General features: G+C 46.9%; 12 protein-coding genes. 5 read left to right on the top strand and 7 right to left on the bottom strand.

What is annotated here, in order from left to right; genetic code table 11:
• Positions 1-216 precede the first annotated feature (216 nt).
• Positions 217-1,407 carry a tryptophan synthase subunit beta gene (gene trpB, locus EZ315_RS07840; protein ID WP_135471580.1) on the top strand — a complete coding sequence of 397 codons (1,191 nt, stop codon included), beginning with the start codon at positions 217-219 and terminating at the stop codon, positions 1,405-1,407.
• 86 nt (positions 1,408-1,493) lie between these two features.
• On the opposite strand, the gene EZ315_RS07835 is transcribed toward trpB, so the two are convergent.
• Together EZ315_RS07835 and EZ315_RS07830 are read right to left on the bottom strand one after the other, a co-directional pair.
• Positions 1,494-2,351, bottom strand: a complete 858-nt coding sequence (locus EZ315_RS07835) for an enoyl-ACP reductase FabI (RefSeq protein ID WP_135471579.1) — start codon at positions 2,349-2,351, stop codon at positions 1,494-1,496.
• 162 nt (positions 2,352-2,513) lie between these two features.
• Entirely contained in the window at positions 2,514-2,891 is a 378-nt protein-coding gene (locus EZ315_RS07830; RefSeq protein WP_135471578.1) for a winged helix-turn-helix transcriptional regulator, read from the bottom strand.
• A 164-nt stretch (positions 2,892-3,055) separates the two neighbouring features.
• Here EZ315_RS07830 and EZ315_RS07825 point away from each other — a divergent pair, with 164 nt between their 5' ends.
• The 4 genes from EZ315_RS07825 (at position 3,056) to EZ315_RS07810 (ending at position 7,721) form a co-directional block, all read left to right on the top strand.
• The gene (locus EZ315_RS07825; RefSeq protein ID WP_135471577.1) at positions 3,056-3,466 is read left to right on the top strand and encodes a cupin domain-containing protein; all 411 of its coding nucleotides are present in this window, start codon (positions 3,056-3,058) and stop codon (positions 3,464-3,466) included.
• A gap of 84 nt (positions 3,467-3,550) precedes the next feature.
• Positions 3,551-5,116, top strand: coding sequence for a Gfo/Idh/MocA family protein (locus tag EZ315_RS07820; protein WP_135471576.1), 1,566 nt, complete (start codon positions 3,551-3,553; stop codon positions 5,114-5,116).
• A gap of 20 nt (positions 5,117-5,136) precedes the next feature.
• Positions 5,137-6,231 carry a phosphotransferase enzyme family protein gene (locus EZ315_RS07815; protein ID WP_135471575.1) on the top strand — a complete coding sequence of 365 codons (1,095 nt, stop codon included), beginning with the start codon at positions 5,137-5,139 and terminating at the stop codon, positions 6,229-6,231.
• 62 nt (positions 6,232-6,293) lie between these two features.
• Entirely contained in the window at positions 6,294-7,721 is a 1,428-nt protein-coding gene (locus tag EZ315_RS07810) for an MATE family efflux transporter (RefSeq protein ID WP_242452539.1), read from the top strand.
• Here the strand turns inward: EZ315_RS07810 and EZ315_RS07805 are convergent.
• From EZ315_RS07805 to EZ315_RS07785, 5 genes are all read right to left on the bottom strand, one after another.
• Positions 7,718-8,308: a sugar O-acetyltransferase gene (locus EZ315_RS07805; protein ID WP_135471574.1), complete on the bottom strand. Its 591-nt coding sequence runs from the start codon at positions 8,306-8,308 to the stop codon at positions 7,718-7,720. The genes EZ315_RS07810 and EZ315_RS07805 overlap by 4 nt on opposite strands.
• A gap of 37 nt (positions 8,309-8,345) precedes the next feature.
• The gene (locus EZ315_RS07800) at positions 8,346-11,321 is read right to left on the bottom strand and encodes an outer membrane beta-barrel protein (protein WP_170957492.1); all 2,976 of its coding nucleotides are present in this window, start codon (positions 11,319-11,321) and stop codon (positions 8,346-8,348) included.
• A gap of 166 nt (positions 11,322-11,487) precedes the next feature.
• Positions 11,488-14,397 carry an outer membrane beta-barrel protein gene (locus EZ315_RS07795; RefSeq protein ID WP_135471572.1) on the bottom strand — a complete coding sequence of 970 codons (2,910 nt, stop codon included), beginning with the start codon at positions 14,395-14,397 and terminating at the stop codon, positions 11,488-11,490.
• 53 nt (positions 14,398-14,450) lie between these two features.
• Positions 14,451-15,473: a BF3164 family lipoprotein gene (locus EZ315_RS07790; RefSeq protein ID WP_135471571.1), complete on the bottom strand. Its 1,023-nt coding sequence runs from the start codon at positions 15,471-15,473 to the stop codon at positions 14,451-14,453.
• Positions 15,474-15,944: 471 nt separating this feature from the next.
• On the bottom strand, positions 15,945-16,700 hold the full coding sequence (locus tag EZ315_RS07785; protein WP_135471570.1) for a succinate dehydrogenase/fumarate reductase iron-sulfur subunit: 756 nt from the start codon (positions 16,698-16,700) through the stop codon (positions 15,945-15,947).
• Positions 16,701-16,728: the final 28 nt, after the last annotated feature.

Here is a 16,728-nt window from a genome sequence, read left to right as displayed (position 1 = left end):
ACAAAATGAGAAATATGCTCAACAATCAGAACTATTGGTGGCGCATCGGTAAAGATTATCGATGGCATTATCGCACACATATATAGTTAGCGATCACAAAAGCATTTTCCTGAAAAGATATCCAAGAGGAGCCATCGATGATACATCGGCGGCTCCTCTTTTTTATAAAAATTTTTAACCCTTCAAGACTCGCCGGTATGGCGGATACATGAGACTATGACACAATTTCATTCACTCCTTCCTGTAGATGAGGAAGGCTATTACGGACATTTCGGAGGCGCATACATCCCGGAAATTCTCCAACAGAACATCCGGCTCCTCCGCGAAGCATTCTACAGATATGCAGCCGACAAGGAATTCAATCAAGAGCTTGACACCCTGCTACGCGACTATGTAGGCCGCCCCACCCCACTCTACCGGGCAAACAGGCTGAGCGAACGTTACAACACCAATATCTATCTCAAACGAGAGGATCTCAATCACACAGGTGCCCACAAAATCAACAATGCTCTCGGCTCTGTGCTTCTCGCCAAGCGCATGGGCAAGCACCGCATAATAGCTGAAACCGGGGCCGGACAGCATGGTGTCGCCACGGCAACAGCATGTGCGCTTATGGGAATGGAATGCACCGTGTTCATGGGCGCAACCGATGTGGCACGACAGAAACCTAACGTTGACCGCATGCTTATGCTCGGGGCTAAAGTCGAATCCGTCAAAAGCGGCAGCAGCACCCTCAAGGACGCCACTAACGAGGCTATAAACTACTGGTGCTCCAATCCCGACACCTTCTACGTGATAGGCTCGACCGTAGGACCTCATCCATACCCCGAGATGGTGGCACATTTCCAGTCGGTGATATCAAGTGAGATACGCAGTCAGCTCCTTTCGCAGACCGGATCGGAACTACCTGACTATGTGATAGCATGCATAGGAGGAGGCAGCAATGCTGCCGGAGCGTTCTATCATTTCATAAACGAGCCATCGGTACGACTGATTGCAGCCGAAGCAGCCGGACTCGGAGTGGATTCCGGACACACCGCCGCCACCATGACGTTAGGCACGGAAGGCATCCTGCATGGGTCAAGAACATTGGTCATGCAATCCGAAGACGGCAATGTGATCGAGCCTTATTCAATTTCCGCAGGGCTGGATTATCCCGGCGTAGGTCCCCTTCACTCCTATCTTGCAACATCCGGACGCAGCCAAGTGCTCGCCATCACTGACCGCCAGGCTCTCGATGCCGCTTTCCGTCTCTCACGAATCGAAGGTATAATCCCGGCTCTTGAATCGGCTCACGCTCTCGGGGTCCTTGATGTAAAGAGATTCAAGCCCACCGACACTGTTGTGATCAATGTCTCCGGCCGTGGAGACAAGGATATGCTCACATACATGCAAGATGAATGTTAGAAATATAAAAGAGCGGAGACAACAGTAAGGACTTGCTGTCTCCGCTCTTAAATTTTTTACTCAAAGTTAATACAACATATCAGGCATTAACCATACTGTATGGTTCCGTCAGCATTGCGGTAGAGATCGAAACTCTTTTCGTACTGGTCCATCGCACGAAGGCTCATACCCATGCTTGAGAAGCCTCCATCGTGGAAGAGATTCTGCATTGTCACCTTACGGCTGAGGTCGGAGAACATCATGATGCAGTAGTCGGCACATTCTTCAGCTGTAGCGTTGCCTAAGGGGGACATACGGTTGGCGAAGTCCATAAGCGAGTCCATGCCTTTCACGCCACTTCCGGCTGTGGTGGCTGTGGGTGACTGTGAAATGGTGTTGATTCGCACATGCTTCTCACGGCCATAGATATATCCGAAACTGCGTGCTATAGACTCAAGAAGAGCCTTGGCATCAGCCATATCGTTGTATCCGAACATTGTACGCTGAGCAGCGATGTAGCTGAGAGCCAGAATGCTTCCGTACTCTGCAATAGCATCAAGCTTCTTTGCAGCCTGAATCATCTTATGGAAAGAGATGGCTGAGATGTCGAGTGTCTTGCCAAGCAGATCATAATCGATGTCGTCATACAGACGCTTCTTTCTCACATTGGGTGACATGCCTATAGAGTGGAGAACGAAATCGATCTTGCCTCCAAGCACTTCCATAGAACGCTGGAACACCATCTCAAGATCTTCGATATTGGTAGCATCGGCAGGGATCACCTCTGCATTAAGCTTCTCGCCAAGCTGGGATACCTCACCCATACGCACAGCAACAGGTGTGTTGCTAAGAGTAATGATCGCACCCTCCTCAACGGCCTTCTCAGCCACTTTCCAGGCGATACTCTTGTCGTTAAGCGCGCCGAATATCACACCACGCTTACCTTTCAAAAGATTATAACTCATATCTTCTAAATTTAATGTATGCAAGCTCTCTTTTTTGTTGAAACAGTTGTTTAGAAAACAAGTCACTAAAGCACAGGGATTTATCGACTTTATTTTCACGGTATTACCGCTTGCAATATGAATTTTTGACTTATTTTTCGGTGCAAAGGTACAAAAAATTTCTCAACTCCGCTTACCTGACTGCCCGCGATTACCCACAATAGATGCAAAATTATCTATCGACCACTGTACGAGCGGAGCCAAAGCAGGAATGAGGGTACGCCCTGAAGGTGTCAGGGAATATTCCACTCTCGGAGGGACCTCAGCATATACCTTGCGACATACAAGCCCGACTGATTCAAGATTCTTAAGCGTGGATGTCAGCACCTTAGGAGATATGTCCTCAAGCACACGACTTATCTCACCAAATCTCATCGGCGACTCCTCCGCTAGAATATGCAACAGAAGTATCGACCATTTTGATGAGAAATGAGATATCACATTCCGTACAGGGCAATGCTCCGCATCGGAATATTTTTTTAATTTTTCTTTAACTTCCATATAATTGATTCTCAAAAAATCTTACCTGAAGGATAGTGACTTTCAAACCGGTAACATATTGCATTACAAATAAATATAGATTAACTTTGCACTATCATTCAGAAAGTAATTTCTGATAACAAAGTTACTATCCATTCACTTAAAATCCAAATAAACATAGAACTATGAACAAAGTACAAATTATCAACCAGGGAAAAAACTACACACATGCCTCGGCAGGAAACATTAGTGCTTTCGATGGAAAATCTTTTTTCAAGGATTGCACCGGAGCCACGTCATGTGAGATCTCATTCGGCACCCTTCCCCACGCAGCAGAAGTGCCATTCTTCCACAGCCATCGCAAAAACGAAGAGAACTATATAATACTCAGCGGATCAGGACGATTTCAGGTTAATGACGATGTGTTCGATATCTCCGAAGGTTCGGTGGTAAGAGTATCAACCGACTGCGACCGCAACCTCAAATGCACATCATCGGAACCGATGATCTATATATGTATCCAGGCTGCGGAAGGTTCACTCGGGGACCACACCATGACCGATGCCGACATCACCGAACGCCAAAATCTATTATAATCATTATTTTTGCTCCGGAGTGTTAAACTATCGTGTTTTTTCGGTACTTTTGCAATATTACACAATGACCGCTATATAATACCGATGAACACTATCAAATCAATTATCCTATCAGCCTGCATGGCTGTAAATCCTATAGTCATATCTGCATCCGGACAGACTGCTGATAAAAATATAAACGAGTACGGCACCGAGTGGCAATGGAACGAGGGCACCATCGAAGTGGAATCGCCCCAACGTGCCCCCGGACAGAAAAGTGTCCTGGGACTCGCACTTCCGGCTATGGAGTCAGTAAGAGTTGGCTTCGTAGGTCTCGGAATGCGAGGCCCGGGTGCCGTGGAACGTTTCACCCACATTCCCGGAGTCGAAATCAAGGCTCTGTGTGATTATGAACAGACAAGAGCGGAGGACTGCCAGAAGTATCTCGAAAAAGCGTCTCTGCCCAAAGCTGACATCTATTACGGAGAAAACGGATATGAGGAATTATGCAAGCGTCCCGACATAGACCTTGTATACATAGCCCCGGACTGGCTGCATCATGCCCCAATAGCCAAATGCGCCTTACGCAACGGCAAGAACGTAGCCATCGAAGTGCCGTCGGCTATGACTCTGAATGATTGCTGGGAACTGATCGACCTAAGCGAGAAGCATCAGAAACATTGCATGATACTTGAAAACTGCTGCTATGACTGGTTTGAGATGAACACACTCAACATGGCACAGCAAGGAGTGTTCGGAGAAGTGATCCGTGCCCAGGGAGCATATATACACGATCTAAGTCCATTCTGGAAACATTATTGGAAAAACGGAGAGAACGACAAACTCGGATGGCGTCTGGACTACAATATGCGCCATCGTGGCGACGTATATCCCACCCATGGACTCGGACCTGTTGCACAGGCTCTGAACATCCATCGCGGCGACCGCATGAAAACCCTTGTAGCCATGGACACAAAGTCGGTCAACGGTGCGGCACTCGTAACTGAGCTGACCGATTCGGTGTGCAGCAACTTCCGCAACGGCGACCACACTACGACCCTTATACGCACAGAGAACGGTAAAGTGATAGAGATACAGCACAATGTGATGACTCCTCAGCCCTACAACCGTCTCTATCAGCTTACAGGCACAAAGGGTTTTGCCAACAAGTATCCCATGGAAGGATATGCTCTGGGCAAACAGCAGCTCGCTGACGCAGGGGTGAAAGTCGATATCGAGGACCTCTCTGCCCACTCGTTCCTCAGCGGAAAGGAAAAAGAAGCTCTTATAGAGAAATACCGCCACCCGATCCTCATAAAATACGGAGAAATGGCAAAAGAGGTAGGCGGACACGGAGGGATGGACTTCATAATGGACGCACGCATGATATACTGCCTACAGAACGGACTCCCTCTCGACATGGATGTGTATGACCTGGCAGAATGGTGCTGCCTTGCCGAACTCGGTTCACTCTCCATGGACCACAACAGTGCTCCTGTCGCAATTCCCGATTTCACACGAGGCGACTGGAACAAGACCAAAGGCTACAGCCATGCTTTCGCATCACCCGAACAGGAGGAGGCTTCAATGAAGAAAGCTATCGCATTTACTGAAAGCCTTAAGGCAAAAGCATTGAAAAACAAAGGCAAAAAATCCAAATCAAAGAAATAGACCCATGTGGATACTGTAATATGAAGCCATTGAACGAAATAGTGTCGCACTTCGGCATAAATGCCAATGATAACGACATCCGCCACTTAGGCGACGGTCTTATCAACGACACCTACAAGGTAACCTCCGTACAGGCAGGTGACAATTCCGTCTACGTGCTACAGCGCATCAACCATCACATATTCAAAGATGTTGACAAGCTGCAAAGAAACATTGAAATTGTCACTCGTCATATCCGATGCCGCCTTGAAGCCCAAGGGGTGAAAGATCCCGACCGCAGAAGCCTCAGATTTCTTCACACTCAAGACACAGGTAAGACCTACCACTTCGATGGAGAGGACTACTGGCGTATGATGGTGTTTATCGACAACACTTTCACACGCAAGGCAGTGACTCCTGATAACGCTTACCGGACAGGGACCGCCTTCGGTGAGTTTCAGTATATGCTGTCGGACATAACCGAGGTGCTTGATGAATCTATCCCTGATTTCCACAATATGGAGTTCAGGCTCACGCAGTTCAGGGATGCTGTCAATAGTGACATTGCCGGAAGAGCATCCGGGGTCAGTGACATCATCGGAGAACTTGAACACAGATCCGAACATGCCTGTCTTGCCGAGAGGCTGCATCGTGAAGGCAAACTACCCAAACGCATATGCCACTGCGACACCAAGGTCGACAATATATTATTCGATCAGGAAGGCAATGTGGTATGCGTGATCGATCTTGATACAGTGATGCCGTCGTTCGTATTCTCGGACTTCGGAGACTTCCTGCGCACAGCCGCAAACACCGGCAAGGAAGATGATCCTGACACTGCCAATGTGGAGTTCAATATGGATGTGTTCCGGCAGTTCGCCAAAGGATACCTTGAAAGCGCAGGATGTTTCCTCACCCCGCTTGAGATAAAGCTCCTCCCCTATGCCGCCGAACGATTCGCCTATATGCAGGCTATAAGATTTCTCACCGATTATCTCAATGGCGACACTTATTATAAGACAGAATATCCGGAGCATAACCTTATAAGAGCGAAAGCCCAGTTTGCACTGCTAAGATCCATAGAGTCGAAAATCGACGAAATGACCGATCACATACATAATCTGACGCACGTATAACAATCATGCCTTATACCAAAACCCTTTTCACCGAATAAACATTTCGGTATCGGTTGCCGGTTATGCCAATAATCCGTACCTTTGTACCCCTAAAAAACAACGGTATGAAGGACGGGGATCTCGGACGTGACAAGATTGATTTCGGCAATGGGAAAATCAGCAAAGTTTTCCTTGCCTTATTCTTTCCTACTCTTGTGGGAATGATATTCAATTCGGCACTCACAATAATCGACGGCGTTTTCGTAGGGCAAGGCGTCAATGCCGACGGCATTGCATCTGTCAACATTGTAGCACCATTGTTCATGGTCGCTACCGGGATAGGACTGATGTTCGGCATCGGCTCATCGGTCATAGCAAGCATACGCCTGTCAGAGGATAATGTCAAAGCCGCACGCATAATACTGACACAGGCATTCATTGTAGGGCTGCTCATCATAAGCCTCATAATCATAGGATGCACCTGCTTTTCAGAAAATGTGCTTCAGCTGCTCGGATGCAGTGACCGTCTGCTCCCCTATGCCACGGACTACCTGCTGTGGCTACAGCCGGGACTGTTCTTTCTCTTCATACAATGCGTAGGGATGATGCTGATCCGTCTTGACGGATCTCCGAAATATGCCATGTGGGTACAGATAATAGCAGCGGTCATCAATATCGTACTCGACTGGTATATGATATTCCCCCTCGGCTGGGGCGTGATGGGTGCCGCTCTCGCCACATCAATAGCATGCACTATAGGAGGATTGCTTGTGTTGTCATATTTCATATGGTTCCACGACCGCCTAAGGTTCTACAGGCTGAAAATGTCGGTGACCTCACTGCTTCTGACTGTTCGTAACGCACGCTATATGATGAAGATCGGCTCTGCCACATTCATCACCGAACTTGCCATGAGCGTGATGATGCTCACAGGCAACTATATGTTCATGTCAATGCTTAATGAGGAGGGTGTGGCAGCCTATGCCATAGCCTGCTACCTGTTCCCTCTGGTATTCTCCATAAGCAATGCAGTAGCACAGTCAGCACAACCCATCATCAGCTATAATTACGGTGCACACAATGCCTGGAGAGTAAGCCGCGCCCTGCGCGTGTCGCTCTACACCGCCATGATATGCGGCACCATAGTGGCTTCCGGATTATGGACAGCCGACCACATAATAGTATCCATGTTCCTAAGACCTGACGAAGCCGCCTATCCGTTGGCAATAAACGGACTGCCGCTATTCTCGACATGTGCCGTGTTCTTCGCAATCAACATAGCATTCATCGGTTACTATCAGAGCATCGAACGGGTCGTGGCTTCGACATTCTACACCCTGCTACGCGGTGTGATCCTCCTCGTGCCGTGCTTTATAATCCTTCCCCGAATCATCGGGGTTGCGGGGCTGTGGCTATCCATTCCGATGGCTGAGCTGCTCACAAGCATGATAATCGGCATTAACTATATAAGACTCAGGATTTCGCATAAACGTCACGCAATCCGTGCTTAATCCGGACAACGGATATCGACCACAACGTCAGCCTCCGTAATCTCCCTTACCACCCTGCATGGGGAGCCTAAAGCAAGTACCCCCGAGGGTATGTCCTTAGTGACAAGACTTCCGGCTCCTATCACAGAGCCATCGCCTATTGTGACACCCGGCAATACGGTGACTCCGGCTCCTATCCACACATTCGACCCGATTGTCACCGGAGCCGAACGCATTATGCCTTCGTTCCTTTGGCGAAAGTCAAGTGCATGGGTTATGGTGCAGATTGATGTGTTGGGACCGATAAACACATTGTCACCGATCCACACCTCCGCCTCATCAAGAATAGCCACATTGAAGTTGCATATAAGATTGTCACCCACATGGATATTATATCCTATGTCACACCGGAACGGACTATTGATGATGAACCTGTCACCTATCTCTCCGAACAGATCTCTGATTATGGATTCCCGCTCAGACTTATTTTCAGGAGATATACTATTCAGGCTGAAGCAAAGTCGGGATGCCCTTCCGAGAGCATTTCCTATCTCTGTGGCAAACCCATTGTGCCATGCCCCTGACGCCATTAATTCAAGACTATCCATAAATCATATTTTTATCATATTATAAACTAAAGAACTTTCACATGCGCTTTTTCGGCTGAAGGTTCAGACGATACTGCGCCGTGAAAAGCACATAGCGCGGAAGAGTGTTGGAATAGGATACAGAACGTCCTGAGGCTGTCACTGAATAATAAACGTTTGAAAGACTCTGGAGAATGTCGAATCCCTTGACAGTGAATACCCACTTGTTCCCCTTCGGAGTGTAGGAAGCACTGAGATTCCACATGGCATCGGTGGTGTCAAGCTCCCTTGAACCATAGCCACGCCGGGTATAGAAATTAAGATCGGTGTTGATCCGGAAGCCGCCGGGAAGAGTGCACATACCTGTCAGCCCATAGCTGACATGGACCGAATTCACATTATTGGCACCTTCTCGTGCCGAACGTGTGCGGTTGTTGGATATATTTCCGACTATCGATACATTATGTTTAAAATTCGGGCTACGCCATCCCAGATTGACATTCTCACTTATGGCCCATGTATCGGCATAGGTCCTGGACGGGGCCGCGCCGTTGGTGCCGATCATATCCACATCATGCCTGCGGCTCAATGTCGAGGATGATGACAGAGTGAAGCATCTGTCCTTTCCGAATCCGAAGTGAACAAAGTCCGACAGCGACACATCGTTGTCACCGTTGACATTATACATACGTGTACGGCTCACGCCTGTGGATGTGTCATATGAATTACCATTGACAATCGAATTATTGGTATGACTATAACTAAGGCTCAAACTGTTTGATACCATACCTTTGCCAGAAATATTCCAGCTAACTGAATGATGGTGCACCGTTGACGATTTCAGGTCAGGATTACCCTCCGATATATAAAGAGGATTGGAATCATCCACCACATCCACCAGGCTGAGAAGCCCAGGAAGACTGGTCGACAAGGCATACTGATACGACAATGCATGCGACAGAGACTCCGTCATGAAACTTCTTTTACCGAACCTTATGTTGACAACTGCACTGGAAAACTGAAAATTGTTTTTTCTTATATTATAATTTTTACTGTCTCGCCAATAATCAAGATGTCGGTTAACAAGCCTTATCGTAGGCATTACAAATATATTAAGCTCATATCCGCTATCAAATTGTGTAACATACCTAAAATTAGACTGTAAAGAGTGATTCCTCTGACTGTTGCTTGAAGAATTACTGTTGGAAGGGTCAAAAGTCGATTCATAACCCGGGGGCAGAACACCACCGTATACCCCCATGTCGTCAAGCTTGTGAAGTGCATACATATAAGAACCGTTCTTGCCTTCCGAGTAAGATGCCTCATACACCAGATCAAGACTCACATTACGGATTCTCGCCGTATAGCCAAGCGAACCTGAGATATTGAAATCTCTGTTGGGAGATTGGTCGGTGTACTGTCGGCGATGTTCGGAGGGAACATGGTCTGCACCAAAATTTATCAAGTAGTCTTGCCAGCTGTGCGCCTTGTTTACAGAAAATCCTGACGATAGCGAGAATAAGAGTTTATCAGATGTTCCCGGCACCTTATAAATAGCTTCTGAACTGAACGATGCGTTTCCGCTCTTCCCTTCGCTATCACTTTTGCTGACATTTCTATTTATGATGGCGGCAAGCTCTTCGGGAGTGGCTGAACTGTATAGGTTCTCGATGAATTCGACTGTCGCATCCTCCATCTCCTCATTGAAGCTTGCGGAGAGCGATTTTGAAGAATTATCGTTGGAACTATAACTTCCGCTCATGCTCCCTGTGATATTCAACCGTCCGAGATCAAACATCATGGCATGAGATGTGCCAAGCCTCATATTCCGGCTTCGGTTTCCGGAATATGAATACTCATATGTATCGCCTGTATTGAAAAAATTGATTTTGTTGGCTGTTGTTGTTCGCGCATCATTGTCACCGGTGTACACAAATGACCCATGAAAGTTGTTTGCCTCATTATTGGTATCAAACGAATAGTCAAGCCCGATATTCTTATAACGGCTACGGCCCGATGGAGTAAACGATCTTCCTCCCCCCATGCTCACCACATTGTGCTCCGGACTGCTCAGGTTAAAATTATTGCCCACATTGTTCATGTTGCCTAAAAGCGTAAATCGCGAAGTGTTGCTGAACCATGAAGCAAAGAGCCTCGCTGTGTAGAGATCCTCTGTTCCATACCCCGCCTCAGAGTTGAGCAGCCATCCCATGGAATATTCCTTCTTGAGTTTTACATCCATCGTGAGATGTTTCTGTGCGTTAGGATCATCAATCCACTTTTCACGTTTTGTCTGACCACGGTACACCTCGACATTGTTTACCGTATAGGCACCGAGATTCTCAAGCATGATATTGCGGTCCTTGTCGAAGAATTCCTTACCGTTCAGAAGCAGCGACTCCACTTTCTCACCGTTCACCTTGATCTCCCCATTGCTGTTAAGCTCCACTCCGGGAAGCTGGGCTATCAGGGCATCAAGCATCGATCCTTCGGCAAGCTGAAATGCATCGGCATTGTAGACCAGCGTATCGCCTTTATGAAAGAATTTCACTTTCGAGACCACCACCTCCACCTCTCCGAGTTTATGAGGCTCACGCACGAGCTCGGTCAATGGCATCTCGCGCTTCAGTTCGCGCTTGCCCAGGCGTTCGACCTTATACACTATTGTCTGAGATGTGTATCCCGGACACCCTATCTCAAACACATAGGTCGAATCCTTGTGTTCAGTCATGAATTCGATATACGACATGTTCCGGACATGATCTGAATGGGTAAAGGCATATCTGGCTCTCGCCTTTATGGTATCACCGGGATTGCCGTCGTCATCTATCGGTATCATGAAAGCATCGATCAGGTCACGTTTGACCAACGACTCCACAATACGCCCCTCTATAAGCAGACTGTCGGGATGAACACGGCTGCCATCCACATATGAGTAACCGCCCTGGCGTGAAATACCGGACATGACCATATGTTGCGCCATCGATGCATACGTACTGACTGCCACCAGAGCAAGCGAAACAAAAATTCGCATTAAGTCACTCATTATCTGTATAATTATTTATTTAGATACAAATCTAAGCAATGAATTCGAAACCAACAAGAAATCATTGATAAAACTACATATTGTACCCCCATAAAGCATAATAAAGGATTACAATAATCGGTCCAACTCACCACCTATAAACAGAACCCAGCCATCACTTCTTAGGCTGTATGTTGAGACGATACTGCACCGAAAATAAGATGTAGCGCGGCAATGTGTTGGTATATGTTACTGTACGTCCTGTGGCTGTGACTGCATAGTGAATGTTATTAAGACGCCTGAGAAGATCAAAGCCGTCAAGAGTGAATACCCATCGTCCTCCACGCGGAGTGTAGGTGGCGCGCGCATTCCACACGGCATCAGTCGTGTCAAGCTGACGCATACCGTAGCCACGGCGTGTGTATAATCTGAAATCGGTGCTTATACCGAATCCTGCCGGGAGAGCAAATGAGCCTGTGACACCATAATTGTAATGCGTGGCATTGATATCATTGAACCCATCACGCGATGATGTGGTGCGGCGGTCCGACACCACTCCGTTCAACGATAACGAGTGCTTGCCTATCTGCCACGACACCCTTATATTCTCGCTTAGAGTACGTGTATCCACCTTTGACGGAGCCGGCTCCATTCCGTCAGTACCCACCATATCCACACTATGTATATTGCCAGCCACAGTAGCCGATGACAACGTAAATTGCTTTCTTCTGCCAAACTGAAGATTAAACACATTCTCGGCTTTTAAGGAATTGTTCCCGCTCACATTATAGGTCTTGTTGTAACGTACACCTGTAGTCTTGTCATAGTAATATCCCCTCACCAGAGCATTGTCAGTGACAGAAAAGTCCACTGTCACAGTATTGCTCATATAGTTTTTAGGCGATATCATATAGAACAGCCCCATTTTATACGTATGAGAGTTTTTAAGGTCAGGATTGCCGACTGATATGTTGAGAGGATCGGAAGTGTTGGTCACATCCACCAAATGCAGCAGATCAGGTGTGCCTGTGTCAAGACCATATTTCAGTGTCAGAATCTGCATTGCCGATTTTTTGGCAGGACCGCCCCATTGGTATCTTATCGATCCGCCAAGATCAGCTATAGAGAACAGCGCAGATGTACGGCTCACCGGATATGCCTTATTGTCACTGAAATAATGCAGATTGCTATGGAGCACACCGACATTAGGCTCAAATCTGATCTGCAAGGAATTGCCATTGGACAATTTGCCGAGATACATTAATTCAAGCGACAATGTATGCTTGTTCTCACAAAGCCGCGAAGTATAGCTGTTGCCTGCATCAAGACATGACTGATAACCCGCCGGAAGTTCCCCATACACGCCCATATCATCACCAAGACGCTCCAGGGCATACATGTAAGAGTCTCTGTCACGGTTATGGAAATTATAATCGTACTTCACCGCACCTGACAGCATACCTTTTCTCCAATTGTAACCTGTGCCGGCACGCAGTGTAAAGTCACTGTCAGGCGATCCGTAAGTGTAATTTCTCTGTCTGATACCCGCTATGGAATTATCACTATAATTTACGTTTATATCATGCCATGCCTCCGATTTGCGGGAACTGTAGCTTACCGCCATCTGGGCATATATCCGGTCAGGACTTTGAGGTATTTTATACGAAAGCATTGCGCCTCCGTTGACGCTGCCTGCCTTGTTCAGTCCGTTATTGAGTTGCCTGGAACGATTGATAATGGAGGACAGCTGTTCAGACAATCCGGTGGCATATACAGCTTCAAGTGCCTGCAACGACATTCCAGACTGCTCACTGTCAAATGTGGCCGACAGGCTCGATGACGTATTGTCTGTACGAGAATAGCTTCCGGCGACATCTGCCGAGATGCTTACTCCATTAAATTTACGTCCGAATGAATGGTTGGTACGGACCTTGAAATCCTTATATCTGTCACCGGCACTACTATAGTCGTAGGTATTACCTGTAGAGAAGAAATTTGTTCTGTCGGTCACAGTACTGCTGTTGAGTCTATTTCCCTCATATGTAATGTTACCTCTGGCAAATCTGTTACCCGACGGTACCCTATGCTGATAATTGAGCCCGGCAAGCTGATACCTGCGCGTGCCGGAAGGCATCTGCTCAGGGGTCCATGAGCTATTCTTACCCGGCTCACGGTTGTCATTCAGATTATTGATGTTACCAAGAAACACTACCTCGGTTGACGATGTGAACCATGCGGAAAACAGTCTGCCCATGAAACGTGACTCTGTGCCATAACCAGCCTGTGCATTCGCTATCCACCCAATCGAATACTCCTTTTTGAGCTTCACATCCATTGTGAGACGCTTGGGAGCATTAAGATTATCGTGAAACTTCTCCATCAACGAATGCCCGCGATACACCTCAACATTCTTAACCGTATAAGCTCCTATATTCTGAAGCATTATATTATTGTTGCCGTCAAAGAAATGTTTGCCATTGAGCAATAATGACTCCACAAACTCACCGTTGACAGTGATCCGTCCGTTATCACTGAGCTCCACACCAGGCAGTTGCGATATGAGAGCATCAAGCATCGATCCATCGGCGAGCTGAAATGCATCGGCATTGTACACTATGGTGTCGCCACGGTGATAGAATTTGATCTTTGAGGCTGTGACCTCGACCTCACGCAGCTTGTGGGGAGCACGGTCGAGATATATGTCAGGAATATTTCTCGTATCCTCACGATCGCCTACATTCTCCACCTTATATACAACAGTCCGGGGTGTATATCCTTCACATCCCACCTCAAAAACATACACCGAATCCTTCCTTTCCACGAGGAATGAAATACGGGCAAAATCATTTATAACACCGTCACTGAACATCGAATTGCTCTTGTTCCATACCGTCAGAGAATCCTTGCGGTTACCGTTCTCATCAATTGTGTATACCCATGCTTCAGGCAAGTCGTTCTTGAACACCGATTCCTTAATTCTGCCATACAGAGTCAAAGGCTTCTCTTCGGCGAAAGCCATGACAGCCACTAACGATACGATGAGTAATATGAACAGTCTCGCAGTATGTAGGGGATATGTTTTCATGACATTATATTTTTATGCCATAGGTGATACTCATTTCTCACCTATGGCAATTATTATAAATCTATGTAATTAATAGTGCATATCGAACTCCTGAATTTTGACGTGCAATAAAGCCGTGAACCGTCGGGTGACACACATATATCAGAAACATTCTTATCGGTCTTGATCTTCTTGACCGGATTACCATTCCAGTCCCACACTCCTACAGTAGTGACCGGATCACCCTCAGCCTTAGATTCGCTATATACAGCATATACATAATCATCCGAGACGGCAACACATCTGAAACCATATTGTATATTATGATTCACATGAGCGATACCGTCGTCAGACACCTCTATGGGAAAATAGTTGTTGTGAGATGTACGCAATATGCTATCGCCTGTTATCTCATACGTCTCCAAAAATCCCGAATTCCGAATTATTGATGCCACTCTTTTTCCGGAACCCGACACACTGATCTCCCTACCCAATCCTTTTGGTATTACCGGTAATAATTCATCACACGAACCTATCAGAGTAACACCGTCCGCTACATCAAGCAGGCTCACAGCCTGACGTCCTGTTGGCTCCCCGTTCTCATATACCAATGACACTGCTATGACACGATCGTCAGGAGCAAGCACGATATCATTAATCGGGAAAACAGAATCCACTCTATATAGTACTTTAGGTTCATATTCAGGTGAATATCTCACAAGAAACCTGTCAGTCATACCTAAATTGAACACACCGAAATCACCAGTACTTCTGTCAATGCTCAATCCGTATGGATTCGTCAGCTCTCCTATATGCGACCGACGGTCAATGTAGCTGCCCATCTCTTCTCCTGTGGTTATGTTATACACAAACAGGCTACGTCCCCCTGCATCACCAAGCACATAGACACAGGAGTCATCCACGGCAAAACATCTTGGATTAGGCATCATATCGTCACCGGTCACATAAGTCCACTTGACATCCATAGAGTCAGGAAAATGCAATCCGGAATCAGACATCTCACCACCACTGCCATTCCTCCCCGCACAGGCTACAAAGAGCAGGCATACAAGACTTAACAGAAATCTTACTACCATCTTATCTCCGCTTTGTTATAATCAACCGCATCGGGATATTCCAATTTGCAAATCGGACATGCATACACCACCCGACAACACCTGCCATAAACAATGCAGCATATATTGGCTATTAAATTACATCTTTTCATGGCAGTACATTTATCAGAGGAATAAACAGGTTTGGATTACATTAATGAATATGAATGAAAATGTGATAATGACGTCTTTCGCAAATATACGTGTTATGAATCATTAAACCAAATAATTACGAACAAATATTACAGATTCTTATAAAACATGCTCTATAATGCAAATTTAATAGGGAAGCAATAGTTTCTCAGTACTTAAATCCCACTTAATGTGCATAACACGAAAAAGGAACAGCAGAACGAATATATATTCTGCTGTTCCTTTTATAAATAATGACTGAGAGCTGTTGCCGGACGGATGTCTCCGCCACTATACCGCTATCAACTCTCTATAGTCAGATCAATCGGCACACTTTGCCTTGATGAACTCGCGGTTGAGGCGGGCGATGTTGCTGAGCGAGATGTTCTTGGGACACTCAGCCGCACAAGCTCCGGTGTTGGTACAGTTGCCGAAGCCAAGCTCGTCCATCTTGCTGACCATGGCGCGGGCACGGCGGGCACGCTCAACCTGACCTTGGGGAAGAAGGGCAAACTGGCTTACCTTGGCACTGACGAAGAGCATTGCAGAACCATTCTTGCAAGCTGCAACACATGCACCGCAACCGATACATGTAGCAGAGTCCATTGCTATATCGGCAACCTCCTTGGATATGGGGAGATTGTTGGCATCGGGAGCTCCGCCACAATTGAACGACACGTAACCTCCTGCCTGCTGTATCTGGTCAAAGGCATTACGGTTGACCATAAGGTCGCGTATCACAGGGAATGCGGCAGAACGCCACGGTTCGATGGTGATGGTGTCCTCGTTGTTGAACTTACGCATGTGGAGCTGACAGGTGGTTATGCCCTGTACCGGACCATGGGGATGTCCGTTGATATAAAGAGAGCACATACCGCAGATACCCTCGCGGCAATCGCTGTCAAATACCACAGGCTCCTCACCCTTCTCTACGAGCTGCTGGTTGAGCATATCGAGCATTTCGAGGAAGCTGCTTCCGGTGGAGACGTTCTCCACACGGTAGTTCTTGAACGCCCCCGGTTCTTTCGGGCTACGCTGGCGCCAAATCTTGAGGTTTACATTTATATTATGTTCCATTTTGCTTCAGATAAAAAATCGGGGGATT

Source organism: Duncaniella freteri (genome assembly GCF_004766125.1).
In the GTDB taxonomy this organism is placed as follows: Bacteria; Bacteroidota; Bacteroidia; order Bacteroidales; family Muribaculaceae; genus Duncaniella; species Duncaniella freteri.
Note: the sequence above shows the minus strand (reverse complement) of the source record. Positions and strands in the feature narration are given on the sequence as shown.

Bases quoted from the DNA above. Each gene is read 5' to 3' on its own strand.
- EZ315_RS07835 (WP_135471579.1), bottom strand. From the start codon at position 2,351: ATGAGTTATAATCTTTTGAAAGGTAAGCGTGGTGTGATATTCGGCGCG.
- EZ315_RS07830 (WP_135471578.1), bottom strand. From the start codon at position 2,891: ATGGAAGTTAAAGAAAAATTAAAAAAATATTCCGATGCGGAGCATTGC.
- EZ315_RS07825 (WP_135471577.1), top strand. From the start codon at position 3,056: ATGAACAAAGTACAAATTATCAACCAGGGAAAAAACTACACACATGCC.
- EZ315_RS07820 (WP_135471576.1), top strand. From the start codon at position 3,551: ATGAACACTATCAAATCAATTATCCTATCAGCCTGCATGGCTGTAAAT.
- trpB (WP_135471580.1), top strand. From the start codon at position 217: ATGACACAATTTCATTCACTCCTTCCTGTAGATGAGGAAGGCTATTAC.
- EZ315_RS07815 (WP_135471575.1), top strand. From the start codon at position 5,137: ATGAAGCCATTGAACGAAATAGTGTCGCACTTCGGCATAAATGCCAAT.
- EZ315_RS07785 (WP_135471570.1), bottom strand. From the start codon at position 16,700: ATGGAACATAATATAAATGTAAACCTCAAGATTTGGCGCCAGCGTAGC.
- EZ315_RS07795 (WP_135471572.1), bottom strand. From the start codon at position 14,397: ATGAAAACATATCCCCTACATACTGCGAGACTGTTCATATTACTCATC.
- EZ315_RS07810 (WP_242452539.1), top strand. From the start codon at position 6,294: ATGCCAATAATCCGTACCTTTGTACCCCTAAAAAACAACGGTATGAAG.
- EZ315_RS07805 (WP_135471574.1), bottom strand. From the start codon at position 8,308: ATGGATAGTCTTGAATTAATGGCGTCAGGGGCATGGCACAATGGGTTT.
- EZ315_RS07800 (WP_170957492.1), bottom strand. From the start codon at position 11,321: ATGCGAATTTTTGTTTCGCTTGCTCTGGTGGCAGTCAGTACGTATGCA.
- EZ315_RS07790 (WP_135471571.1), bottom strand. From the start codon at position 15,473: ATGGTAGTAAGATTTCTGTTAAGTCTTGTATGCCTGCTCTTTGTAGCC.